This is a genomic window from Rhodococcus sp. WS3, assembly GCF_003797085.1.
In the GTDB taxonomy this organism is placed as follows: domain Bacteria; phylum Actinomycetota; class Actinomycetes; order Mycobacteriales; family Mycobacteriaceae; genus Rhodococcus_F; species Rhodococcus_F globerula.
Window position 1 is genome coordinate 848,936 of sequence record NZ_RKMA01000002.1, and the last position, 24,741, is coordinate 873,676.

Here is a 24,741-nt window from a genome sequence, read left to right on the forward strand (position 1 = left end):
ACAGTGTTGGCCAGACCTAACGTGACCAGGCTGTTGACTACTGCGAGAATTCCGTTCAAGGGCATAACGCCTCCGTAACGACAGATGCGGACTTTCGGCCCGAATGCTGCGATTCCGACTCGGACCGCTGAACGTACTCGTCGAGCGTAGGCGTCTGTCGCCGAAAAATAGGGACAAAAGCCCTATTTGTTCTCGGAGCGTTATCTAAGGACGATCCCTCGACGTGACTCAGTCGACGGCGACAGCTTCTTCACCGGACGCCTTGGCATCCACGCGATGACGCATATCGGTAATTTCTCGCTCGAAATCTTCTGCGGAGCTGAAGGATTTGTAGACCGACGCAAACCGGAGATATGCCACCTCGTCGAGGTTGCGTAAGGGGTCCAAGATCGCCAATCCCACTTCGTTGCTCGGAATCTCGGCCGAACCGGAAGCACGCACGGCATCCTCGACCTGCTGAGCCAATAAATTCAACGAATCGTTGTCGACATGACGACCCTGGCACGCGCGGCGCACACCCTTCACGACTTTCTCGCGACTGAAAGGCTCGGTGACACCACTGCGCTTGACAACTGACAGCACCGCTGTCTCGACAGTCGTGAAGCGACGACCACATTCGGGACACGAACGACGACGGCGAATTGCCTGACCTTCATCCGCCTCACGCGAGTCGACCACTCGGGAGTCAGGGTGCCGGCAGAACGGGCAATGCATCGCGGTTCCTTCTTCGTTGCCAGGAATGGCCGCAATTGAAGATTCCCACCAACTGCAAATCTTCGGAGGATCCACAGAGCAGATGCGCGACCACCCGAGGTGGTGTGACTGTCAAGCTCACAGCTTACTCGTTCGACACCACCCGAACGCATGCTCGGTCCTTCTCCGGCCACCGAGTGCCGATCACCCGCGCACTCCGAGACCTCGACTTGCACTGCGCTTACGTCAACGCCCCTGCGCGGCAGGAACAATCAGCGTCTGGCCTACCTTCAGCCTGGAATCATTCATTGCATTGAGATCCATGATCCGCTCGATGACGACCCCCACCGATTGACCGGGAGCAATATCGGCTGCGATGTCGCTCAACGATTCACCCGCTGCGACGCGCACAACGGAGGTAGCACCGACCGGATCCGAAGCACCACTTGTGGACACAGCCGCGAGCCCTACCAAACCGAGCACCGCGACGGCCGTCAACAGCACTCCCGTGGCCATGCTCCGCCAACCAACCCCGTCGGAACCGACACGATCGACATGGACAATATGAGGCGCCCGCGACACTCCCACTCGATTGCGGTGTTCGAAGTTCCCGCTATGTGGCCGTGAAGAATCCGAATCTCGATCGAATCGGCGATCACCAACCGGCTCACGAACGGAGTCACGACGTCCGCGGAATTCCGGCGTCTCGCGGCGGACGCGGTAAGCCATCGCCCCGACGGCCTCGTCGTATGGCGCGGCATCGTAGAACGACGCGTGATACTTGGGCGCCACCCGAGGATCCGGAAGTGCCTGATCAGAAGCTGGGTCGTACTCGAAAGCTGCGTCGTACTTCAGTGCTGCGTTGCCCATCTTGACCTCCGCGGATCTACACCGGCTCATTCGAACTCGTTAGCGGTTCGAACCTGCGTTCGATGGAACGCATGTTCGAATTTCTACCACGTCTGACTGACAAAGTCTTCTATTCGAGCGACACAGGTCGAACAGATGTTTGAAACCGCGAGCAATTGCGACTAGATTCGTGTCAGGTCACACAATGGGAATTCCGAACTGGGACTCCCGGGGCGACGTGTACGCACAGAGAACCACGCACCACCGACAACAAAGCTCGACCGAGACAACAAAGTTCGACCGAATAAGTCACAGCACCGCCGATAATCCTGATATCCACCGCTCGTCCACAAGCAATCACCGCAGACACGCAATCACCGCAATCACCGCAGACACGCAATCACCGCAATCACCGCAATCACCGCAAACACGGAAGGCTCAACGCCATGAAGGACGATCGCTCCACAAGTGCCGCAACGGCAGGCGTTGCCGCGACGTCAGCCGAAGCTCTCACCCAGCGGCAGCGCCGCGTTCTCGAAGTGATCCGGGATTCGGTGAGCGAGCGTGGATACCCGCCCAGCATCCGGGAGATCGGCGATGCGGTGGGACTGACGTCGACGTCGTCGGTCGCGCATCAACTCCGCACACTCGAGCGCAAGGGCTTCATTCGCCGCGACCCCAATCGCCCTCGAGCGGTGGATGTCCGAGGACTGGACGAGGTTGCCGCCGACACCGCTATCGCTTCGGTGACGAGGCATGCGTCGGAGATTCGTAGCGCCGCGGGCGATCCGCTTCCTGAGCCTGCATTTGTGCCGGTCCTCGGTCGCATCGCTGCCGGCGGGCCGATTCTTGCGGAAGAAGCCGTCGAAGACGTGTTCCCGCTCCCCCGCGAATTGGTCGGGCAGGGATCGCTGTTCATGCTCAAGGTTGTCGGTGAATCCATGGTCGAAGCTGCGATCTGCGACGGTGACTGGGTAGTCGTGCGTCAGCAGAATGTCGCCGAGAACGGCGACATCGTTGCTGCGATGATCGACGGCGAGGCGACGGTCAAGACATTCAAGCGGGTCAAGAAGGACGTGTGGCTGATGCCGCACAATCCCCTGTTCGAACCCATCTCCGGTAACAACGCCGTCATTCTCGGCAAGGTAGTCACCGTGATGCGCAAGATCTGACGCGTACAGATCAAAAACCAACTATGGCCCCGGCTGATGCCGGGGCCATAGTTGTCGCTGCTTCGATCAGAGGTTCAGGGACCGTCCGATGATTTCCTTCATGATCTCAGTCGTGCCGCCGTAAATGGTCTGCACGCGGGAATCCATGTACGCCTTGGCAACCGGGTATTCCTTCATGTATCCGTAGCCGCCGTGAAGCTGCAGGCAACGGTCGATCAGCTTGACCTGGGCCTCGGTGGTCCACCACTTGGCCATTGCGGCTTCCTGAACCGTCAGTTTCTCGGCGTTGAGCTGCTCGATGAACTTGTCGACGAGAACACGGACGGCGGTGGTCTCCGTCGCCAATTCGGCCAGCACGAATCGGGTGTTCTGGAAGCTGCCGATCGACTTGCCGAATGCCTTGCGGTCTCGGCAGTACTGGATGGTCTTCTCGAGAACGGATTCCATGGCCGCGGCAGCTACCACTGCGATGGAAAGACGTTCTTGCGGAAGGTTCTTCATCAGGTAGAGGAAGCCCATTCCCTCTTCACCGAGCAAGTTGGCAGCGGGCACCCGAACGTCGGTGAAGCTGAGTTCGGCGGTGTCCTGTGCCTTCATGCCGATCTTGTCGAGGTTGCGTCCGCGATCGAAGCCCGGCATGTCGCGCTCGACCACAAAGAGGCTGAAGCCTTGTGCGCCCTTGTCTGGATCGGTACATGCCACCACGATGACGAGATCGGCGTTGATGCCGTTGGTGATAAACGTCTTGGACCCGTTGAGGATCCAGTGGTCACCGTCGCGAACTGCCTTGGTCTTGATGCCCTGCAGGTCACTGCCAGTGCCGGGTTCGGTCATCGCGATCGCGGAGATCAGCTCGCCCGATGCAAATCCCGGTAGCCAGCGCTGCTTCTGTTCGTCGTTGCACAGATCGAGTAGGTACGGCGCCACAACGTCGTTGTGAAGGGTGAAGCCGAGCCCGCTGTACCCACCCTTGGTGGCTTCCTCGGTGATGATCGCGTTGTAGCGGAAGTCCTTTACACCGCCGCCACCGAATTCCTCGGGAACGGCCATTCCCAGAAAGCCCTGCTTTCCGGCTTCGACCCACACGCCACGATCGACGATGTTCTGCTCCTCCCACTGATCGTGGAAGGGTGCAACATGCTGTGCCAAGAACTTCTGGAAGGACTCCCGGAAAAGGTCATGCTCCGGTTCGAACAGGGTACGTTCCACGCCAGCTCCTACTGCTTCGATGCATCACGGGGCGAACGGATGTCCACTCGTCCCACCTGACTGTCGTTCTGACGGTAGAACTCCTGCGAGCACGCGTCGATGACTCGAACGATCACGATTCGTGACTGTACCGGTTACCTGTTACTCGAAGTACGGAATTTAGCTAGATAGCGCATGACCGGGTAGGCGACGAGGATGCCGATCGAGCCCCAGGCGATGCCGCCGAGTTCCACCGAGCCGATGGTGAGTGTCAGGTTGCCGATACCGGCGACCAGTGCGGCAGCGGCCACGGTGAGATTCACCGGATCGGTGAAATCGACCTTCGCTTCCATCCAGATCCGAACACCGAGAATGCCGATGAGGCCGTACAGCACCATGGTCGCGCCACCGATGACGCCGTTGGGAACCGTGAACACCAGCGCGCCGAACTTGGGCGAGAAAGCCAGGACGACCGCCGTGGCCGCCGCGACCCAGTACGCCGCAGTCGAGTAGACGCGGGTAGCCGCCATCACGCCGATGTTCTCGGCATACGTCGTAGTACCCGATCCTCCGCCCGCGCCGGCCAACGTAGTTGCGAGGCCGTCGGCAAAGAGTGCGTTTCCGGCGAGGTCGTCCAACGACTTTCCGGTCATCGCCGACACAGCCTTGACGTGTCCGACGTTCTCGGCCACCAGAACGATCACGACAGGCAGCGCCAATACGATGACAGACCAGTCGAACGACGGGCCGTGCAGGCTCGGGACACCGAACCAGTCGGCCTCGCGCAGTGCAGTAACACGCTCGCTGTCGAGGCCACCGTAGATTGCGGCAAAAACCCAGCCGATCACGACGCCGACCAGGATTCCGAGCCGGCCGAGCAAGCCCGGTCCGACCACGGTGACCAGAAGAATCGAGAACAACGTCACAGTCGCGATCAGGGGCTGCGACTGATACGACGCGGCTGCGGTCGGCGCCAGGTTCAGACCGATCAACGCCACGACAGCACCGGTCACCACAGGGGGCATGACCGCGTCGATCACCCGTCCGCCGATCACGCGCACGGCTACACCGATGAGCATCAGCACGATACCGACCGCCATGACCGCACCGAGCTGCGCGGCCGGGCCGGACCCAGCCGACGCGGTCAGCGGCGCGATGAACGCAAACGACGAACCGAGGTAACTCGGAATCCGTCCCTTGGTGATGATCAAGAACAGCGCGGTACCGATACCCGAGAACAGCAAAGTGGTCGTGACCGGAAAGCCGGTAATCGTCGGCACGAGCAGTGTCGCACCGAACATCGCGATGACATGCTGCATCCCGATGCCGACGGTTCGGGGCCAACTGAGCCGTTCGTCCGGGCGCACCACGGCGCCGTCGGCAATTCGTTTACCGTCACCGTGGACAGTCCAACCGATTCCGCTGACCCCGGTCGTCGTTTCTCGTTTAGTCACAGCCCGAAATACTAGGTCAGTACTGGTACTGCGACCTCATTCGGTTCAACTCAGGGCGAGTGCAGCAGCCTTTCGTGCCGACGCCGGATCGCCAGTGGCAAGTACTGCGGCAGCCGCAGCGACACACTGCTCCATGGTGACGGAACCGACCTTGGCGCCGACGCCCGCAACGGACGCGGCAGCACACGAGAGTGACGAGACACCGAGTCCGGCAAGAACGCACGCCAACAACGGGTCCGCCGCCGCCTCTCCGCACACACCGACGCGCTTGCCGACTGCCTGACCGGCCTGCGCGGTACGAGCAACCAATGCGAGCACCGCCGGTTGCCACGGATCGGTGAGCTCCGCGAGTTCGGACGACATCCGATCGGCGGCCATCGTGTACTGAGCCAAGTCGTTGGTGCCGATGGAGAGAAACTCGACGTGCTCGAGGATCTGATCAGCGAGCAAAGCCGCAGCCGGGACCTCGACCATGACGCCGGGAACGAGGCCACGGACTCGGACGGCCTCGGCAAAGCGCTTGGCTTCCGCCGGGGTCGCGATCATCGGCGCCATGACCCACGGCGACGAGCCCGTACGAGCTGCTGCAGCGGCGATCGCGTCGAGTTGCCGATCGAGAATTCCCATGTCCTGCCAGGCAATTCGGACGCCTCGAACACCGAGAGCGGGATTCGCCTCCTCCTGATGATTGGCGAACTTCAATGGCTTGTCCGACCCGGCATCGAGGGTGCGGACGATGATCTTCTTGCCCGCAAACGCTTCCAGAACTTCGGTGTAGATTGCCGCCTGCTCGTCGACCGTCGGCTCCGTCTCACGTCCGAGGAAACACAGTTCGGTCCGAAACAGTCCGATACCGTCGGCAGCGGTGAGCGCTGCCGCCCGGGCACCCGCACCGTCCTGGACATTGGCCAGTACGTCGACGGGCCGACCGTCGGCTGTGCGCCCTGGGCCCACCCAGGTGCTGACCCGTTCACGCTCGAGTCTGGACTGCTCGACCTGTGCCTTTGCCTTGTCTGCATCGGGGTTGCTGATCACCTCACCGGTGGTCCCGTCGATCAGTACGGGAGTACCGGCTTGCACCGTCTCTAGGTCCTTGACTGCCACGATGCACGGAATCCCCAGTTGGCGCGCGATGATCGCGGTGTGGCTGGTGGGACCACCAAGAACCGTGACGAGCCCGATGATCTTGGTCGCGTCGAGACCAGCCGTGTCAGCCGGCGCAAGATCGTCGGCGCACAGAACGGACGGCGTCTCGGGCGCGGGAATTCCGGGTTCCGGCAGTCCGGACAGCTCGGCGATCACCCGATCGCGAATATCCTTGAGGTCCGTCACACGCTCTGCCATCACCCCGCCGAGTTTCGTGAACATCGTCACGAACTGTTCGGTCGCTGCGATGGTGGCCTGAACCGGAGGCACCCCGGCAGCGATGGATTTCTTCGCTATCCCGATCCAGCCCCGGTCAGCTGCCATAGCCGCATTTGCCGTCAGCACCTCTGCGGCAGCGCCAGTGGCAGAGGCCGCTCGGGCAAGCAGTCGACCTTCGACTGTCTTGGCCGCGGCGATGAAATCGTCCTGGGCGGCTGCCCGAACCGACTCGTCCAGCGGTGGGGCTTCTGCGATCAACTCGGGGCGCCGGGAAGGCCAGATTGCCGGGCCGTAAGCGACTCCGGGAACAACCGGTGTTCCATGCACACTCGCGATATCGATCTGTTCGGTCATCGGTCCTCCTAGAAACGATTTGCCCGACTGGCCACCAACCGTAGGTCCCACGCCGCGCCGACTTCCTGTTCAGCTTTGTTGTGACGAAGATTACTCGCAACTCTTGACATGTCAACACACTCGGGCGTAAAACAACATAAAGCAACATTGACTGTGACTCGCACCGCACCCGCGAATCACGACCGGCACCAGCAACGGAGAGACTGTGTACGCGGAAGAACGCCAACAAGCGATAGGCACGATGGTGTCGCAGCGAGGACGCATGTCCGTGGCGGCACTGTCCGAGACCTTCGGCGTCACCACCGAAACCGTCAGACGCGATCTGGCCTTCCTCGAACGAATCGGGCAGGTACGACGCGTCCACGGCGGCGCAGTACCCACCGCTTCACTGCACGTCACCGAACCCGGCATGGCCGAACGTGATCAAACCCGCGCAGAACAGAAAGACCGCATCGCCCGTTGCGCGCTGTCGTACCTGCCGCCGAACGGCGGTAGCGCACTCTTCGACGCCGGCACCACCACCGGTCGGATGATTACCGAAATTCCGACCGATCTCGACTTCACTGCGATCACCAATTCCGTTCCGATCGGAGCGCGACTCGCGTCGATGAACTCGGTATCGCTCATCCTCGTCGGCGGCCGGGTTCGCGGAGTCACCCAAGCAGCGGTCGGCGAGGACGCACTACGACTGCTCGGCACCTTGCGTGTCGATGTCGCCTTCATCGGCACAAATGCCATCAGCCTCGGACACGGACTGTCCACCCCGGACAGCGAGGAGGCAGCAGTCAAACGAGCAATGGTCAAGGCCGCCAATCACGTAGTGGTACTGGCAGATTCAAGCAAGGTGGGCCGCGAGCATCTCATCAGCTTCGCGCCGTTGAGCAGCATTGACGTCCTCATCACCGACGAGGACATCACCCCGACCGACACGTCCGAGTTCCACGACCAGGGAATCGAGGTAGTCATCGCATGATCGTCACCCTGACAGCCAACCCGAGCATCGACCGAACGGTGCAACTGGAGCAACCACTCCAGCGTGGCTCAGTCCTGCGAGCCCACTCCACGCGCAGCGATCCGGGCGGCAAGGGGGTGAACGTGGCACGCGTCCTGAGCGCGGCGAAACTCGAGGTTCTCGCGATTCTTCCCGGAAACCCGGGCGACCCGCTTCTCAGCACACTTGCAGATGGCGCAATCCCCCACCTCGGCGTCGCAACCGAGGGCCTCGCTCGCACCAACATCACCGTCGCCGAACCGGACGGAACCACAACAAAGATCAACGAACCTGGCGCGGCCCTCTCCGGCACAACACTCGACAACCTGGCACGCGAACTCGTTTCACGAGCAGATGTAGCCAGCTGGATTGTGCTGTCCGGTTCCATTCCACCTGGCGTCGATCCCGGCTGGTACGGCGAACTTGTTGCGGCACTGCGCGATCACCCCTGCAAGGTCGCGGTCGACACCTCCGACGCGCCACTGTCCGCTCTTGCCGAGAACTTTCCGCTCACGGCGCCGGATCTCCTCAAGCCCAACGGCGAGGAGTTGGCGCAACTCACCGGCGTCGACGGCAATGCCCTGGAAAATGCTGCACAAGAAGGCGATCCGGGGCCGGCGATCGCTGCGGCCACTCTTCTGGTCGAACGCGGTGTCGGCGCGGTGCTCGCAACTCTCGGAGCAGCGGGAGCCGTATTGGTCACCGCCGAAGGCACCTGGATTGCCACCGCTCCCCCGATCGTCGCGGTCAGTACCGTCGGCGCGGGCGATTCCTCGCTTGCCGGATACATCCTCGCCGCGACCGCCGGGGCTGATCCAGGGGAATGCCTTCGCCACGCTGTCGCCTACGGAAGCGCTGCCGCCTCCCTCCCCGGCACTACCCTCCCGACTCCAGATCAAGTCGATCTTGCAGGCGTCACGATCTCGTCTGCCACATCCGCACCCGCCCTGCCCACCGAACTCGCCTGACGCCGTAAGGAAATCGACATGTCCGAACCCACCGCACGCAGTTCCGGCTCCCCGATCATCAGCCCAGAACTGATCTCACTCGACACCAACCTCGGCGCCTCGAAAGAGGACGTCATCCGTGCGCTGGCCGCGCGACTGACCGCGGCGGGACGCGCCGACAACGCCGACGGTCTGGTCGACGCCGCCCTGGCCCGCGAAGCGCAGTCCGCCACCGGCCTACCCGGCGGAATCGCGATCCCGCATTGCCGCGCCGAGGCCGTGACGTCGGCGTCGCTGGGGTTTGCGCGCCTCGATCCGAAGGTCGACTTCGGAGCCCCGGACGGTCCTGCCGACCTGGTGTTCCTGATCGCCGCCCCCGAGGGCGCCGGCGCAGAACACATGAAGCTCCTGTCGTCGCTGGCTCGCGCCCTGGTGCGACCCGCATTTGTCACATCCCTTCGGGAAGCCCCGACGCCGGATGAGATCGTGCGGTTGGTCGACGAGGTGCTCAATCCGGCACCGGCAAAGCCGTCTACTCCAGAGCCGGCAGCTGCCGCTGTTTCCACAGCGAAACACTCAGCCGAGCCGACGCCGCCGGAACCGGCCCCGCCTGCCGCTGCCGAGCGTCACGTCGTTGCCGTCACGGCCTGCCCCACCGGAATCGCCCACACGTACATGGCCGCTGACTCGCTTGTTGCCGCCGGTGAACGCGCCGGTGTCACGGTCCACGTGGAAACACAGGGTTCGAGCGGCAGCACACCGCTCTCTCCGTCGCTGATCGCAAGTGCCGCGGCCGTCATCTTTGCCACCGATGTCGGGGTGAAGGGCCGCGAGCGGTTCGCCGGTAAACCCGTCGTGGCGTCCGGAGTGAAACGGGCGATCAACGAACCGGACAAGATGCTGGCCGAAGCACTCCGCGCCGCTGACAATCCCTCAGCGGCAACGGTGGACGGGACTGTCGCTGCCGGCGCGGATGACGGCGAGACCGGCGACGTCGGGTTCGGCACGCACCTGCGGCAGGTCCTTCTGACCGGTGTCAGCTACATGATTCCGTTTGTCGCCGCCGGTGGGTTGCTCATCGCACTCGGCTTCCTCCTCGGCGGTTACGAAATCTCCGGTCCCGCCGGGGACATCGTTCTCAACAACTCACTGACAAACCTGCCTGACGGCGGCCTCGCCACCTACCTCGGCGCCGTACTCTTCCAGATCGGTTCGCTGGCCTTCAGCTTCCTCGTGCCGGCGCTCGCGGGTTACATAGCCTTTGCCATCGCCGACAGGCCAGGTATCGCCCCCGGTTTCACGGCCGGCGCGGTAGCCGTCTTTGTCGGTGCCGGATTCATCGGCGGCCTCGTCGGCGGTCTGATCGCCGGTGTGGTCGCGCTGTACATCGGCCGGATCTCCGTACCGCAGTGGCTCCGCGGATTGATGCCCGTCGTGATCATTCCGCTGTTCGCCACCATGATCGTCGGCGCACTGATGTTCCTGGTCCTCGGTCGCCCCTTGGCCGCGATCACCACCGGACTCACCGACTGGCTCAACGGACTCTCGGGTAGCTCCGCCATCTTCCTCGGCATCATCCTCGGCCTGATGATGTGCTTCGACCTGGGCGGACCGGTCAACAAAGCTGCTTACGCCTTCGCCGTAGCCGGTCTGAACGTCGACGACCCCGCATCGCTGCGCATCATGGCCGCCGTCATGGCGGCCGGCATGGTCCCGCCGCTCGCGATGGCACTTGCATCCACCGTCCTGCGCCCCCAGTTGTTCAGTGAAGCAGAACGTGAAAACGGAAAAGCTGCCTGGTTGCTCGGCGCTGCCTTCATCTCCGAAGGCGCCATCCCCTTTGCCGCTGCCGACCCGTTGCGTGTCATTCCCTCGATGATGGCCGGCGGCGCCATCACCGGCGGTCTGATCATGGCATTCGACGTCACACTGAGCGCTCCGCACGGCGGAATCTTCGTATTCTTCGCAGTCGGCGGAATCGGCTGGTTCCTGGTTTCTCTCGCCGCCGGAACCGTCGTAGCTGCGCTGGCGGTCATCGGCGCAAAACAGTTCATCCGCAGTGGCCCGACAGACGCCGAGTTGGACCCCGAAATCGTGCCCGCTGCGGCATGATCGACATCACACCCACCACCACCCTGAGGAGTTCTCATGCCAAGTAAGACAGTTGCCGTAGGTTCCGCAGTTGGCCTCCACGCGCGCCCCGCTGCCCTCATCGCCGAAGCGGTGGGCGCCTCCGGAGCCACCGTGACTCTCGCCGTTGCCGGCGAAGAACCCGTGGACGCAGGCTCGGCGCTGATGATCATGACGCTCGGCGCCGCCAAGGGTGCCGAAGTCACCATCGAATCCGACGACATCGACGCCCTCGAGAAGGTTGCCGAGTTGGTTGCTGCCGACCTCGACGCCTGAATATCCGTCACCAGAGCCGGACGCTCGTATGAGTGTCCGGCTTTGGTGTTTCTATCTGCTGTGTTTCTATCTGCGCCTTCGGAAGCGGACGAGCAGACCACCACCGATGGCGATCACAACAACACCGCCGGCAATGCCCCACACCGCTGCGTTGCTCGACTCTTCGCCCGCTGACTCTCCGTTTTGCGACGCGAGTGCCATCTCGACTGCGCCGCGCAAGACGTACAGAGGCGGAAGCGCTTCACCCTTCGACTCGGAACCGATCACCAGATCGCCGGCTTCCGTGAAGGTGACGGACTCACCTTGAGGTTGATACGGCGTCGGGATGCGTAGCGGCCGCCCCTCGGTGAGTGCGGCGCCGATCCCCTTCTCGCCGACCCGGTAGAGATAGACATCCGAATAATTCCGCAGGGCCACCACCGAACCGTCTGCGGACACCGCGCCGCCGGTGAACATCGAAGCGGCAGTCCCGTCCCCTGTGCTGAGTGTTCCGACTCGCGTCAGCGGTGTCGGCCCGGGTTCGGCCAGCGCGGAAATACTCTGGCCCTGTGCTGGTGTGTAGATACTGCTCGTTCCGAAAAGTTCCTTCGTGACGACGAATACGCGGCCACTTCGATCGACCAGCACTGCTTCGGCGTCGTGCGGTCCGTCTGGGTAGGTCGCGCGATGCAACGACGCGCTACCCGACGCGGGGTCGAGCGTGATGAACGCGACGGTCTCGCGGGTCCTGAGGTTGTCGCCGATGTCCGCGAGAATCAGCGATCCGTCGTACCACGCGAGATCCTCGATGTCGTACGGGTCGATCGGCACGGGAATCCAGTTTCGCACAACACAATCGGTGTCCAGTTCCAGGACAACTTCGTCGTTTCCACTGTCGCCGACCCCGTAGATCCGGTTGCCGACGGCCACCATGCCGGAGAGTTCCTCGAGTCCGGGATCGGTCGGTGTGCAGAGTGGCTCGAATACACCCGTCTCCGGGGCGGGTGTATTCGATTGCGCTCCAGCACTTCCGGACAGCAGGACTACCAGTGCGCCGGTAGCAGCGGCAGTTGCGAAGTAAGAACTACGCACTCGGTGCGTACTCGACCAACTACGCACTCGGTGCGTACTCGACCAGAGCCGACGCCAACATCTGTGGAACGCGCGCGTGAACCCGGGTTCCCGATTCCTCGTGAGCCGACTCCAGAATTGTTCCGTCGGAATGGATCTTGGCCATCAGATCGCCGCGGTGGTACGGAACCAGTACGTCGACTTCCACGTCGGGGCGCACCAGAACCTCGGCCAGGTGGGCCCGCAATTCCGCAATTCCCTCGCCCGTCTTGGCGGAGACGAACACAGCGCCGGGAAGCAACGCACGCAATTGCGTGAGCGTCACCGGATCTGCGGCGTCGATCTTGTTCACCACGATCAACTCAGGCGGCGCAGGCGAATTGGTCTCGCGCAGAACGTCCGTGATCACTTCCCGAACAGCTTTGATCTGTTCGGTGGGCAACGCATCGGAACCGTCCACGACGTGCATCAGCAAATTCGCGTCGGCAACCTCTTCGAGGGTCGAGCGGAATGCCTCGATCAACTGGGTAGGAAGGTGCCGAACAAAACCGACGGTGTCGGTCAGTACGTACTCGCGGCCGTCTTCGAGCGACGCCCGACGAGTAGTCGGATCCAGGGTGGCGAACAGTGCGTTTTCCACCAGTACGCCTGCCCCGGTGAGCGAATTGAGCAAGCTCGACTTACCGGCGTTGGTGTAGCCGACGATGGCAACAGCGGGGATGTCACTGCGCAGTCGACGCGTCCGCTTGGTGTCGCGGGCCGCCTTCATGGCCTTGATCTCGCGCCGCAGTTTTGCCATGCGCTCACGAATGCGTCGACGGTCGGTTTCGATCTTGGTCTCACCGGGACCACGCAGGCCCACACCGCCGTTGCTGCCGGCACGGCCACCAGCCTGGCGCGACATCGACTCGCCCCAACCACGCAGGCGAGGAAGCATGTACTCCATCTGAGCGAAAGCGACCTGAGCTTTACCTTCGCGGGACGTGGCGTGCTGAGCAAAGATATCGAGAATCAGGGCGGTGCGGTCGATGACCTTGACCTTGACGATCTTCTCCAGCGCGGTGAGCTGCGCAGGTGTCAATTCACCGTCGCAGACGACCGTGTCGGCGCCGGTCGAGAGCACGATTTCACGTAGTTCCTGGGCCTTGCCGGAACCGATGTACGTAGCCGTATCGGGTTTGTCGCGGCGCTGTACCAAGCTGTCCAGAACCTCTGATCCGGCCGTGTCCGCCAGTGCAGCCAACTCGGCCATGCTGGACTCTGCCTGCTCAGCAGTTCCCTGGGTCCAGACACCGACCAGGACAACACGCTCGAGGCGCAACTGGCGGTACTCGACCTCGGTGACGTCTTCCAACTCGGTGGACAGTCCCGCAACGCGGCGCAATGCACCACGCTCGGAAAGTTGCATCTCGCCAACCGACGGGTTTCCCGAACCGGAGGACGCTGCGTAGTCGGACTCGTCGGCTGTGTACTCGGCCTGCTCGCCTGCCGGTGAAGAGTCGGCACCTGAGTCGGCAGCAAACGATTCTGCAGACTCGTCTGCAGTGGATTCTTGATTGTCATGTGATTTCGTCATACAAGATCCATGTTCCCACGAAACCTCACAGCGGCGCATCCGCTTTTCGCGCACGGCATACGCAGCTCACGCAAGTGATCGCCACCAGTCATCGCTGATCGATCCGGCTGCGAGCAGAACCGACGGTCCGCGAAGCTCGGCAACACCCTTGTCGATCGCAACCTGAACCGCGCCGCCGAGAACCTTGACGGTGACGGTGCCGTCGCTGCGACCGTCGTGGCGCAGCGCCGCAGCGGCTGCGGCAACAGTTCCGGTGCCACACGAGCGAGTCTCGCCGACACCGCGCTCGTACACCCGCATGCTGACGCCGCCGTCTTCGAGTGGCGTCACGAATTCAACGTTCACGCCATGCGGGAAGAACGCCGGATCGAATGCCGGTGCGATAGACAGATCGAGGGCCGCCAACTGCTCGGCGTGCAGATCTTTCTCGACGCAGGCCAGGTGCGGATTGCCGACGTCGATTCCCAGCCCGGTGAAGGCCCTGCCCTCGATGCTGGCGCTGCTGGTCCCCAGCTCGGTGACGGTTCCCATGCCTACGGTCACATCACCCGCGGTGGCGCCTGTGGCGTGAACTACCACCGGCCTCGCTCCGGCCCGGCTGCCGACCACGAACTCGCGACGGTTCTCGAGGCCGGACGCAGTCAGGTAATGCGCGAACACCCGAACACCGTTGCCACACATCTCGGCGATCGAGCCGTCGCCGTTGCGGTAGTCCATGAACCAGTCGTCGTCGGCAATTCCCGTCGGAATCTCGGTCAGGACACCGGCATCGGCGAGTGCACCGGCCCGCGCGACACGCAGAATCCCGTCGGCGCCCAATCCCTGACGACGGTCACAGAGCGCGGCGACGCGCGCCGGCTCGAGATCGATCGCGACATCGAGATCGGGAAGCACGACAAAGTCGTTCTGAGTGCCGTGGCCCTTGCTGAAATCCATGGGCGCCATCCTATCCGGACCTACCGGACCCTTACGCCGGTGAGGCCGTGACCACCAGGTTGTGCTCATAAGTGAATCCGGAGGGCATCGACGGATCAGGAACCGTCGGGCCGCCGCAGGTAACCAGAACCAGCCTCGGTGCACCCGTGTCCTCGAAGAACTCGGCCGGCAACGCCACCTTCTCGTAGAGCTTCAGACTCGCCGCGGTGTACGTGTACATGGTGCCCGCGTCGTCGGTGGCGTAGATCGGCGTTCCCGGTTTGATCTGGTGCAACGGCCAGAGCGCGCCGTGGGTGCGGTCGCCGTCGTCGACGTGCCCGGCAACAAGATTGGTGCCGTCCGGCTCACCGAAATGTACGTCGTTGAGGAAGTGCGAGACCTTGTCGGGGTGCGGAAGGATCATGCCGCGATTGGCGCCCAGACCACTGGTCACGATGTCGGCCCGCACGTCGAGGTCCGGGATCGCGAGTGTGTTCGGAGGCAGATCGGTTGGTGCCGCAGCCCAGACCATGCCGGGGTCCGGCGCTGTTCCGACCTCGAACGGAGCATCGGGCAATGGTGCGCTGATCGGTTTTCCCGCGGCACTGACAGCCAGGTAGACAAGGATGCCACCCGTCGCGAGAAACACGACGAGGAGAAGAACCAGGGGCAGAGTTGTCTTGCGCCTGCGGGGCGTTCGAGCGTGCGCCGCCGTCTGCACCATGTTCTCTTCACCCTTCGTCAGCCGGTCACCACGACCGATATCCATAACTGTAAGATAGCTGAATTCAGGGATTCGTTACACATCGGGCCGTGCAACTAGCGAATTTCCCCCTCTACAGCTGCGCGCGCGGCGTCCAGCAAATCGTCAGCGCCGCCGTCGAGCCAGTGCACTCGCGGATCGCGACGGAACCACGACCGCTGACGCCGAACGTATCGTCGAGTCCCGATGAAGGTACGTTCGAGCGCCTCAGCGAGGTTGTACTCACCGTCGAGATGCGCCAGCACCTGTGCATAGCCGATCGCTCGCGGGGCGGTCACGCCGTCGCGAAGACCCTGCTCGATCAACGCCTCGACTTCACCGACCAATCCGGTGTCGAACATCAACTCCGTACGCAGTCGAATACGCGCATCCAACCGTTCCGTCTCCCGATCGACACCTAATATCCTTGTGCCCCAACGAGGTTCACCGATCTGCGGAGCTGATGCCGCGAAGGGCTGACCGGTCAACTCCACCACCTCCAGCGCCCGCACCATGCGGCGACCGTCGGTCGGAAGGATCGACGCAGCCGCGGTGGGATCCGCCGCCACCAGCGCGGCATGCACCGCCGCAATCCCCTCGTCGGCAAGAACAGACTCCCACCGCGCACGCACAACAGGGTCCGTAGCCGGGAAGGCCCACTCGTCGAGAAGTGACTGCACGTACATCATGGAACCACCGACGATGACGGGTACTTTGCCCTCCGCCATCAGCCGCTCCGCGATTGTCATGGCGTCGTGTTGGTACCGCGCCACAGTGGCCGTCTCGGTGACATCGAGCACGTCGAGCAGGTGATGCGGAATCCCCCGACGTTCACCGGGTGGAAGTTTTGCAGTTCCGATATCCATGCCGCGATAGAGCTGCATCGCGTCGATGTTGATGATCTCGCCGCCGAACTCCTGCGCCAGATCGAGCGCAAGATCGGACTTGCCCGCAGCCGTCGGACCGACCACGGCAATGGGTCGACAATCCCCAGTTTTGGAATCCCCGATTTTGCTCACCGGCGCCACATCCCGACGTGATAGCCGACGCCAAGCGGTGCACTGCTGTAGTGCACCACCGCGTCGGGTTGCTCGGTGAAGACCGACGCCAAGACCTGCCACGCGGCCCGGCCCGACGCACCTATCTCGTCGCACAGCGCAGGATCCAGGTCCAGAAGCGCCGCCCGATCACCCTGCTCGAGCGCAGCGTCGATCACTGCCTGAACTGGCGCGGCTCGCTCGTCGAAGCTGCCCGGCGCCTTGGGGGTCAAGGTCGACGCTCCATCAGCGAGGACCAGCAGGCCGACCGGCTCGTCTCCGGCGTCCAGGAGTTCACGCAGCCGCGCGCCGAGTGTGCGGCATTCGTCCACCGACGCGTTAGTTGAAATCAGGTGTACATCGACGGACACGTCCGGCCCGGCCTGCTCGCGGAGCCAGCCCGCGATCAGAGCAGCCAACGGCAGCTCCGGATTGACCGGCCCGCGGGCATCGCCGTCGAGTCGGGTGCGAACGTCAGCTCCGAAGCCGGCAAAGGTCCCGACTTCTCCCCGTCCCACGCCTGCTGTTCCAGCCGTTTCCAGGACTTTCTCGGTGTCGGCGCCCACGGCGATCCATCGCATCGCCGTGGCGGCCAGTTCCTGAACTACCTGGAGCACAGCCGCCCTGACCTCGCCGGCCGGAGCCGAGTCGCCCGACAATTGGGGAACAAGAAGTGGGGGTGACGGGACCAGTGCGGCAGCTGTGAACACAGATGCCACGCTAGTCCAACCCGAGGTGACAACCTGACACCCTGTTACCTGATTCAATAGTCGTAGAACGTGAGTACCGGGTTCAATGGAACCAGGAATGCGATCAGGCAGCCGTGACGCGCGGCAGAGACGAGGACCGATGACCGAGAACAGCGAACCCACCACCGGAACAGAGACCAGCTCGGCACCCGGCACACCAACCCCCGGTGCTGCCAAGCCGAGCGCGTCGACGCCCAAACCGGGCGCTCCGAAACCAGGTGGACCGCGACCAGGCGCGCCACGGCCAGGACCGGCTGCCAGTCGGCCGGCAGTACCGACTACCCCGGCAAGCGACCCGAGCAAGTTCGGCCGCGTCGAGGAAGACGGCACCGCCTGGGTGAAGACTGCCGACGGAGAACGCCAGATCGGATCCTGGCAGGCCGGTGACGCCGCCGAGGGGCTGGCGCACTTCGGTCGCCGCTACGACGACCTCGCTACCGAGGTCACTCTGCTCGAGGCGCGACTGACCTCGGGTGCCGGTGATGCGAAGAAAACCAAGGCCGCAGCCGTTGCGCTCTTGGAAACGCTTCCCACGGCAGCCGTGATCGGCGATCTCGACGCTCTTGCCACACGCCTCGATCACATTGTTGCCGGATCGGACGAAGCCGCAGCTCACGCCAAGGAGGAGAAGGAGCAGTCGCGGGCAACCAATACTGCACGCAAGGAAGCCCTTGCCGCCGAGGCTGAGCAGATCGGTACACAATCCACCCAGTGGAAGACCGCGGGCGATCGTCTCCGCGAAATTCTCGACGAATGGAAGACCATCCGGGGTATCGATCGTAAGGTCGACGACGCCCTGTGGAAGAGATACTCCAAGGCCCGCGAATCCTTCAATCGACGACGCGGCGCCCACTTCGCTGAATTGGACCGCGACCGGGCCAGCGCCCGCTCCACCAAGGAAGAATTGGTCGAGCGCGCCGAAAAGCTGTCGACGTCCACCGAATGGGGACCGACAGCGGGGCAGTTCCGCGATCTTCTGACCGAGTGGAAAGCCGCAGGCCGCGCCCCTCGCGAGGCTGACGACACTCTGTGGGACCGGTTCAAGACCGCGCAGGACGTCTTCTTTGCAGCGCGTAATGCCGCGGCCGCGGAACGTGACGCAGAGTTCGAGGAGAACGCACAAGCCAAGGAAGCGCTGTTGGCCTCGCACGCCAACATCGATCCCGAGCACGGCCTCGACAGTGCCCGCGCGTCACTGCGTGACCTGCAGGAAAAGTGGGACGCCATCGGCAAGGTCCCGCGTGATCGCATGCAGGACCTCGAGGCACGGCTTCGCGCTCTCGAGAGCAAGGTCCGTGACGCCGTCGACGCACAGTGGCGTCGTACCGACCCGGAGGCCCTCGCCCGCGTAGCCCAGTTCAAGGAACGGGTCACGCAGTTCGAGGAGCAGGCCGCCAAGGCTGAAGCTGCCGGCAAGACCAAGGATGCGGAGAAGGCGCGCGCTCAGGCCAAGCAGTGGCAAGAGTGGGCAGACGCAGCCGAAGGCGCAGTTAACGACTGAGCGGATTTACCGTCGGCCGGCCCCGTTATGCGGGGTCAGCCGGCGTTCCACTCCTGATTCTTCTCAGCTTCCGCAGCAGCGATCCGGCGCTGTTCCTCGGCAGCCAACTGGATTGTCGTGCGCGCCCAGACGACCTTGAGCCAGTGGAACGTCAGGAATATGACGGTGAACCAGCCGATGACAAGTCCGATCGACGGTCCGGCTACGTGGAACGCTTCGGGAATTGTCTGACGCGACCAAATTGCCATCATGCCGAGCGCACTTGCGACGGCACTACCGGCCAGCGCGATCCACGCCACCGACCAACGACGCGTGACCAAGGCGAGCATCGAGAATCCGATGCCGAAGATCACAACAAACCAGACATACAGTCGCGAGAACAGTGCGATTCGCTCGGAAACCGCGTCCTGGTTGAACGCCAAGACGTCCCAGCCGTTGGCTGCCCCGGCGTGCGGAAGCGCAAGCGTTCCGACGAGCACCAGAACGGCAATCGCAACAACCATCGCTCGAACACCCGGATCGATTTCGCCGGCAATCTTCCGCTCGACGGCGTCGAGATCGGAACGGTATTCCTCGAACGAGGCATCGTCACCGGAAGGCGACGTTCTGTTGTCGTGTGCTGAACTCATGAATTGCATCCCATCTGAACGGGTTGTGGGGCTGGGGCACCGATCTTCGGCAGTCCGAGACCGACACCGATCGGTGCGGTCTTGGGCGTGATGCCCTGGTCGAAAGAATCTCCGGCGCGCGTGCGCCGATGGGTGAGCACTCCGTCGTCCGCAACGAGGTGGTGCGGCGCGCCGTGCGTGATGACCACCGTCACGACGTCGCCGGGGCGAATCGAGGTGTTCACGTTGCCTTCGGGCCGGAAATGCACCAAACGCCCATCGCGTGCGCGACCGCTCATTCGGTGCGTCGCCGCATTCTTACGGCCCTCACCTGCCGCAACAAGGAGCTCCACTTCGGTGCCCACGAGTTTGCGGTTCTCTTCGATGTTGACTTCTTCCTGCACCGCCAGAAGCCTCACGTAGCGTTCCTGGACCACGTCCTTGGGGATCTGGTCTTCCATCTCTGCCGCAGGCGTGCCCGGGCGGATGGAGTACTGGAACGTGTACGCATTCGAGAACCGCGCCTTGCGTACGACATCGAGGGTTTCCTGGAAATCCTCTTCGGTTTCGCCGGGGAAGCCCACGATGATGTCGGTGGTGATCGCGGCGTGCGGCATCGCGGCACGCACCTTCTCGATGATTCCGAGGTACTTCGACTTGCGGTAGGAACGCTTCATCGCCTTGAGGACCTTGTCGGACCCGGACTGCAACGGCATGTGCAACTGCGGGCACACATTGGCAGTGGTGGCCATAGCGTCGATGACGTCGTCGGTGAATTCGGCGGGGTGCGGTGACGTGAATCGGACGCGCTCGAGTCCCTCGATGTTTCCGCAGGCCTTCAGCAGGGACGCAAAAGCCCCGCGATCACGCGGTTGCTCGGGGTCGGCAAACGACACGCCGTAGGCGTTGACGTTCTGACCGAGCAGAGTCACCTCGGACACGCCTTCGTTCACGAGGGCCTGCACCTCGGCCAGGATGTCGCCCGGACGACGATCTACTTCCTTGCCGCGCAGCGCCGGGACGATACAGAAGGTACAGGTGTTGTTGCAGCCAACCGAGATGGAAACCCAACCGGCATAGGCAGATTCACGCTTCGCGGGCAGCGTCGACGGAAATGCCTCCAGCGCGTCGAGGATCTCGACCTCGGCCCGTTGATTGTGACGCGCACGGTCGAGCAGCGCGGGCAGCGAACCGATATTGTGCGTTCCGAAGACCACGTCGACAATCGGCGCCCGCTTGACGACGGTCTCGCGATCCTTCTGCGCAAGGCATCCACCGACAGCAATCTGCATGTCGGGCTTGGCCTTTTTGTTCTGCGCCAACATACCGAGTGTTCCGTACAGTTTGTTGTCGGCATTCTCGCGGACGGCACAGGTGTTGAAGACCACCAGATCGGGATCGACACCGGACTCCACCTTGCGATAACCCGCATCTTCGAGAAGTCCCGACAGACGTTCGGAATCGTGGACGTTCATCTGGCATCCGTGAGTCCGCACTTCATACGTGCGGGCAGGGGGCACTGCGGTGGTTGCCGAGGGTTCAGCGGTGGTCGCCGCAGGCGCGGTAGAGGTCTTTTCGTCGATCAGTGACACGCTTCAGCCTAGCTCACGTCCACTACGGCGTGTAATAACGCCCAGGTAAACCGACAAAGCGCCACATAAACGTCAACGGCGTAAAATTTTCACTACCGTTACGCGGAACCCTGACGAAATGCGGGGCACAGACGGAAACTACGCCTAAGGTTCTCGGTTATGACCCAAGCCGACGATGCGACGACGCCGACTACCTCCGGCGATTCCACATCCATGATTTCGATGACCTCGGTGAACAAACACTTCGGGGAACTTCACGTCCTGCAAGAGGTCAATCTCGAGGTACCCAAGGGCCAAGTAGTGATCGTCCTCGGTCCGTCGGGCTCCGGTAAGTCGACACTGTGCCGAACCATCAACCGGCTCGAACCCATCGATTCAGGCACCATCGCCGTCGACGGCAAAACCCTCCCCGAGGAGGGCAAAGCCCTTGCCGCACTTCGCGCCGACGTCGGCATGGTCTTTCAGTCCTTCAACCTGTTCGCGCACAAGACGATTCTCGAGAACGTCATGCTCGCACCGATGAAGGTCCGCAAGGCGAAGAAGGAAGACGCCAAGAAGACGGCACTGCAGTTGCTCGAACGGGTCGGCATCGCCAATCAGGCCGACAAGTACCCGGCACAACTTTCCGGTGGTCAGCAGCAGCGTGTCGCCATCGCTCGCGCGCTCGCGATGCAGCCGAAGGTGATGCTGTTCGACGAGCCGACCTCCGCTCTCGACCCCGAGATGGTCAACGAGGTCCTCGACGTCATGACCTCCCTCGCCAAGGAAGGCATGACCATGCTTGTGGTCACCCACGAGATGGGATTCGCCCGCAAGGCCGGCGATCGGGTGCTGTTCATGGCCGACGGCCAGATCGTCGAAGACACCAACCCGACAGAGTTCTTCACCCACCCCAAGTCGGATCGGGCCAAGGACTTCCTCGGAAAGATCCTCACGCACTGATCAAGTCCTGCACCGACGTCCACAAGACACCCGTCTCGACTGCACAGTTCGAATGTCGACACAATTGAGAGGATCTCCATGAAGATCAATCGTTCCGTCCGTTTCGGAATCGGAATCATGGCCATTGCATTCGCAGCAACCGCCTGTGGCGGTGGCGAGGAGAGCAAGACGGTCAGCGAGAACGCCGCTGACGGCAAGCTCACCATCGGCATCAAGTTCGACCAGCCAGGACTCGGCCTGCGCAACGCGGACGGCACGTACACCGGTTTCGACGTCGAGGTCGCGAAGTACGTTGCAAACGAATTGGGCGTCAAGCCCGAGAACATCACGTTCAAGGAGTCACCGTCCGCCCAGCGTGAGACGTTGATCCAGAACGGCGAGGTCGACTACATCGTCGCGACGTACTCCATCACCGACGCACGTAAGGAAAAGGTCGGCTTCGCCGGACCGTACTTCGTCGCCGGCCAGTCGCTGCTCGTCAATGCGGACAACACCGACATCACCGGTCCCGAATCACTGAACGGTGGCAAGATCCTGTGCTCGGTGGCTGGGTCCACCCCCGCCCAGAAGGTGAAGGACACCTACGCCAAGGACGTCCAGCTCCAGGAATTCGACACCTACTCGGCGTGCGTCGAAGCGCTGCGCAACGGCAAGGTCGACGCAGTCACGACCGACGACATCATTCTCGCCGGCTACGCGGCACAGTCCCCCGGTGCATTCCGTATCGCCGGTGAGCCGTTCACGACCGAAAATTACGGAATCGGCTTGGCCAAGGACGATTCCGAAGGCCGCGGCAAGATCAACGATGCCATCGAGAAGATGATCTCTTCCGGAGCGTGGGCAGAAGCATTCACCGAGACGGTCGGCCCGTCCGGTTACACGATGCCCGCTCCGCCCACTGTCGACCGGTACTGATCCAGCTGAGCAGTAGCCATTCCAGGTGGGGTTTCCATGTCCGGAAACCCCACCTGGGCAAGCACTTTCAACAACGACCCATGAACTGGGGAGACCGTAAGTGAAAATACTCGACGATTACGGAAGCCAGATCCTCGAAGCGTTCTGGACCACGATCCAGCTCACGATCTTCTCGGCGATCGGCGCATTGATACTCGGAGTGATTGTTGCCGCGATGCGGGTGTCTCCCGTACCTGTCGCCCGATTCCTCGGCGCCGCCTACGTCACTGTCTTCCGCAATACGCCGCTCACCCTGATCCTGCTCTTTTGTGTGTTCGGTCTGTACCAAACTCTCGACATCAGCCTCGCATCGACCAGTTCGTCAACCTTCGTGATCGACAACAACTTCCGCTTGGCCGTCCTCGGACTGAGCGTCTACACCGCGTCGTTTGTGTGCGAGTCGATCCGCGCCGGAATCAACACCGTCCATGCCGGACAGGCAGAAGCAGGACGGTCCCTCGGGTTGACCTTCCTGCAGAACCTCCGACTCATCGTTCTTCCGCAGGCCTTCCGCGCTGTGATCGCACCGCTCGGAAGCGTCCTGATCGCTCTGACCAAGAACTCCACCGTCGCCGCCGTCATCGGCGTGTCCGAGGCATCGAAATTGATGAAGGAGATTCTCGAAAACGAAGCCGCACTCTTCGTGACCGCAGGAATCTTTGCAGTCGGCTTTGTCATCTTGACCCTGCCGACAGGATTGCTCTTCGGTAAGCTCGCCAAGAAATTCGAGGTCGCACGATGACTAAGCAAGCAACGGTTCTCTACGACGCACCCGGCCCGAAGGCACGGGCACTGTACCGATTCGCTTCGGTTGTCGTAGCCGTCCTCGCCCTCACCATCGCGTATGTCGTGTACCGCGCGCTCGACGACAAGGGGCAGCTGACCTCCGCCAAATGGGATCCGTTCCTGCAGGCGAACGTCTGGACGACGTATCTGCTTCCCGGCATCAAGGGCACCTTGATTGCGGCAGCACTGTCCATCGTGCTTGCACTGATCCTCGGCGCAATTCTCGGAATCGGCAGATTGTCCGATCACCGCGTTGTGCGAATTATCAGTGGTGTCATCGTGGAATTGTTCCGTGCGATTCCCGTGCTTCTGCTGATCATCTTCATGTACGCCGTTCTTGCCGAATACAAGATCGTGAAACTCGACTACTTGGCGCTTACGGCCGTCGTGGTGAGCTTGACGCTCTACAACGGATCGGTGATCGCGGAAATCGTTCGCTCGGGAATCAACTCACTCCCCCGCGGACAAAGTGAAGCCGCCAAAGCTCTCGGTATGCGCAAATCTCAAATCATGGTGACAATCTTGCTGCCCCAAGCAGTCACAACCATGCTCCCCGCACTGATATCGCAAATGGTTGTTGCGCTCAAGGATTCAGCTCTGGGTTACATCATCGGCTACACCGAACTTGTTCGACAGTCCACCCAGCTGGGTGCTGCGTTCCAGAACTACCTGCCGGCGCTCATGGTGGCTGCTGTCATCATGATCATCTTGAACTCTTCGCTGACTTACCTGGCAACCAAGGTCGAGAAACGACTGAGGTCCGGAAAGCGAAAGGGCAAGGGCCCGATCGCTCCGCCTGTCGCCGATGTTGCGGTGTCGGTTCCGGGAATGGATCTGACCAAGCCGTGAACTGATCGACCTATTGCGTCA

23 protein-coding genes are annotated in these 24,741 nt (G+C 62.4%); 10 read left to right on the top strand and 13 right to left on the bottom strand.

The genetic code is table 11. From position 1 onward, the window contains the following. Positions 1–228 precede the first annotated feature (228 nt). Together nrdR and EEB13_RS18020 are read right to left on the bottom strand one after the other, a co-directional pair. A complete protein-coding gene (gene nrdR / locus EEB13_RS18015) occupies positions 229–714 on the bottom strand; it encodes a transcriptional regulator NrdR (protein WP_033234817.1) in 486 nt (161 codons plus the stop codon). Positions 715–939: 225 nt separating this feature from the next. Continuing rightward, complete coding sequence (locus EEB13_RS18020; RefSeq protein WP_051730546.1) at positions 940–1,563, bottom strand: LysM peptidoglycan-binding domain-containing protein; 624 nt, start codon at positions 1,561–1,563, stop codon at positions 940–942. A gap of 425 nt (positions 1,564–1,988) precedes the next feature. Here EEB13_RS18020 and lexA point away from each other — a divergent pair, with 425 nt between their 5' ends. After that, positions 1,989–2,714, top strand: a complete 726-nt coding sequence (gene lexA / locus EEB13_RS18025) for a transcriptional repressor LexA (protein ID WP_033234818.1) — start codon at positions 1,989–1,991, stop codon at positions 2,712–2,714. 66 nt (positions 2,715–2,780) lie between these two features. Here lexA and EEB13_RS18030 read toward each other — a convergent pair whose 3' ends face one another. The 3 genes from EEB13_RS18030 to EEB13_RS18040 form a co-directional block, all read right to left on the bottom strand. Next, complete coding sequence (locus EEB13_RS18030) at positions 2,781–3,923, bottom strand: acyl-CoA dehydrogenase family protein (protein WP_033234819.1); 1,143 nt, start codon at positions 3,921–3,923, stop codon at positions 2,781–2,783. A 134-nt stretch (positions 3,924–4,057) separates the two neighbouring features. Further along, on the bottom strand, positions 4,058–5,356 hold the full coding sequence (locus EEB13_RS18035) for a uracil-xanthine permease family protein (protein ID WP_187328580.1): 1,299 nt from the start codon (positions 5,354–5,356) through the stop codon (positions 4,058–4,060). 45 nt (positions 5,357–5,401) lie between these two features. Then, positions 5,402–7,075 carry a phosphoenolpyruvate--protein phosphotransferase gene (locus EEB13_RS18040; RefSeq protein ID WP_141485963.1) on the bottom strand — a complete coding sequence of 558 codons (1,674 nt, stop codon included), beginning with the start codon at positions 7,073–7,075 and terminating at the stop codon, positions 5,402–5,404. Positions 7,076–7,280: 205 nt separating this feature from the next. On the opposite strand from EEB13_RS18040, the gene EEB13_RS18045 reads away from it, so the two are divergent. The 4 genes from EEB13_RS18045 to EEB13_RS18060 are packed head-to-tail and all read left to right on the top strand — an operon-like array spanning position 7,281 to position 11,419. After that, positions 7,281–8,048: a DeoR/GlpR family DNA-binding transcription regulator gene (locus EEB13_RS18045; RefSeq protein ID WP_045067396.1), complete on the top strand. Its 768-nt coding sequence runs from the start codon at positions 7,281–7,283 to the stop codon at positions 8,046–8,048. Then, positions 8,045–9,034 carry a 1-phosphofructokinase gene (pfkB, locus tag EEB13_RS18050; protein WP_033234822.1) on the top strand — a complete coding sequence of 330 codons (990 nt, stop codon included), beginning with the start codon at positions 8,045–8,047 and terminating at the stop codon, positions 9,032–9,034. Before EEB13_RS18045 ends, pfkB begins: the two co-directional genes overlap by 4 nt. 18 nt (positions 9,035–9,052) lie before the next feature. After that, positions 9,053–11,125, top strand: coding sequence for a fructose-specific PTS transporter subunit EIIC (locus EEB13_RS18055; protein WP_095886070.1), 2,073 nt, complete (start codon positions 9,053–9,055; stop codon positions 11,123–11,125). Between the two features lie 36 nt (positions 11,126–11,161). Then, positions 11,162–11,419 (top strand): HPr family phosphocarrier protein, encoded by a 258-nt coding sequence (locus tag EEB13_RS18060; RefSeq protein ID WP_033234824.1) that lies wholly within the window; start codon positions 11,162–11,164, stop codon positions 11,417–11,419. Between the two features lie 66 nt (positions 11,420–11,485). Here EEB13_RS18060 and EEB13_RS18065 read toward each other — a convergent pair whose 3' ends face one another. The 6 genes from EEB13_RS18065 to EEB13_RS18090 all read right to left on the bottom strand — a co-directional run bounded on the left by EEB13_RS18065 (position 11,486) and on the right by EEB13_RS18090 (position 17,449). Continuing rightward, positions 11,486–12,490 (bottom strand): hypothetical protein, encoded by a 1,005-nt coding sequence (locus EEB13_RS18065; RefSeq protein ID WP_261984582.1) that lies wholly within the window; start codon positions 12,488–12,490, stop codon positions 11,486–11,488. 19 nt (positions 12,491–12,509) lie between these two features. Beyond that, positions 12,510–14,045: a GTPase HflX gene (hflX, locus tag EEB13_RS18070; protein WP_092808422.1), complete on the bottom strand. Its 1,536-nt coding sequence runs from the start codon at positions 14,043–14,045 to the stop codon at positions 12,510–12,512. A 66-nt stretch (positions 14,046–14,111) separates the two neighbouring features. Then, positions 14,112–14,981: a diaminopimelate epimerase gene (gene dapF / locus EEB13_RS18075; protein ID WP_141485964.1), complete on the bottom strand. Its 870-nt coding sequence runs from the start codon at positions 14,979–14,981 to the stop codon at positions 14,112–14,114. Positions 14,982–15,012: 31 nt separating this feature from the next. After that, positions 15,013–15,729 carry a class F sortase gene (locus EEB13_RS18080; RefSeq protein WP_261984583.1) on the bottom strand — a complete coding sequence of 239 codons (717 nt, stop codon included), beginning with the start codon at positions 15,727–15,729 and terminating at the stop codon, positions 15,013–15,015. Positions 15,730–15,779: 50 nt separating this feature from the next. Next, positions 15,780–16,712, bottom strand: coding sequence for a tRNA (adenosine(37)-N6)-dimethylallyltransferase MiaA (gene miaA / locus EEB13_RS18085; RefSeq protein ID WP_141486198.1), 933 nt, complete (start codon positions 16,710–16,712; stop codon positions 15,780–15,782). A gap of 5 nt (positions 16,713–16,717) precedes the next feature. Continuing rightward, the gene (locus EEB13_RS18090) at positions 16,718–17,449 is read right to left on the bottom strand and encodes a class III extradiol dioxygenase subunit B-like domain-containing protein (protein ID WP_116103994.1); all 732 of its coding nucleotides are present in this window, start codon (positions 17,447–17,449) and stop codon (positions 16,718–16,720) included. 139 nt (positions 17,450–17,588) lie between these two features. Between EEB13_RS18090 and EEB13_RS18095 the strand changes: the two genes are divergently transcribed. Continuing rightward, a complete protein-coding gene (locus tag EEB13_RS18095) occupies positions 17,589–18,989 on the top strand; it encodes a DUF349 domain-containing protein (protein ID WP_141485965.1) in 1,401 nt (466 codons plus the stop codon). 35 nt (positions 18,990–19,024) lie between these two features. Here the strand turns inward: EEB13_RS18095 and EEB13_RS18100 are convergent, their stop codons facing one another. Both EEB13_RS18100 and miaB read right to left on the bottom strand, forming a co-directional pair. Next, complete coding sequence (locus EEB13_RS18100; RefSeq protein ID WP_033234997.1) at positions 19,025–19,618, bottom strand: hypothetical protein; 594 nt, start codon at positions 19,616–19,618, stop codon at positions 19,025–19,027. Continuing rightward, positions 19,615–21,117, bottom strand: coding sequence for a tRNA (N6-isopentenyl adenosine(37)-C2)-methylthiotransferase MiaB (miaB, locus tag EEB13_RS18105; protein ID WP_219112761.1), 1,503 nt, complete (start codon positions 21,115–21,117; stop codon positions 19,615–19,617). Before miaB ends, EEB13_RS18100 begins: the two co-directional genes overlap by 4 nt. A 285-nt stretch (positions 21,118–21,402) precedes the next feature. On the opposite strand from miaB, the gene gluA reads away from it, so the two are divergent. From gluA to EEB13_RS18125, 4 genes are all read left to right on the top strand, one after another. Beyond that, positions 21,403–22,131 carry a glutamate ABC transporter ATP-binding protein GluA gene (gluA, locus tag EEB13_RS18110; protein WP_080711761.1) on the top strand — a complete coding sequence of 243 codons (729 nt, stop codon included), beginning with the start codon at positions 21,403–21,405 and terminating at the stop codon, positions 22,129–22,131. A 78-nt stretch (positions 22,132–22,209) separates the two neighbouring features. Continuing rightward, entirely contained in the window at positions 22,210–23,046 is an 837-nt protein-coding gene (locus tag EEB13_RS18115; protein WP_033234830.1) for a glutamate ABC transporter substrate-binding protein, read from the top strand. A gap of 100 nt (positions 23,047–23,146) precedes the next feature. Continuing rightward, a complete protein-coding gene (locus EEB13_RS18120) occupies positions 23,147–23,827 on the top strand; it encodes an amino acid ABC transporter permease (RefSeq protein ID WP_033234831.1) in 681 nt (226 codons plus the stop codon). After that, positions 23,824–24,720, top strand: coding sequence for an amino acid ABC transporter permease (locus EEB13_RS18125; RefSeq protein ID WP_033234832.1), 897 nt, complete (start codon positions 23,824–23,826; stop codon positions 24,718–24,720). Before EEB13_RS18120 ends, EEB13_RS18125 begins: the two co-directional genes overlap by 4 nt. Positions 24,721–24,741: the final 21 nt, after the last annotated feature.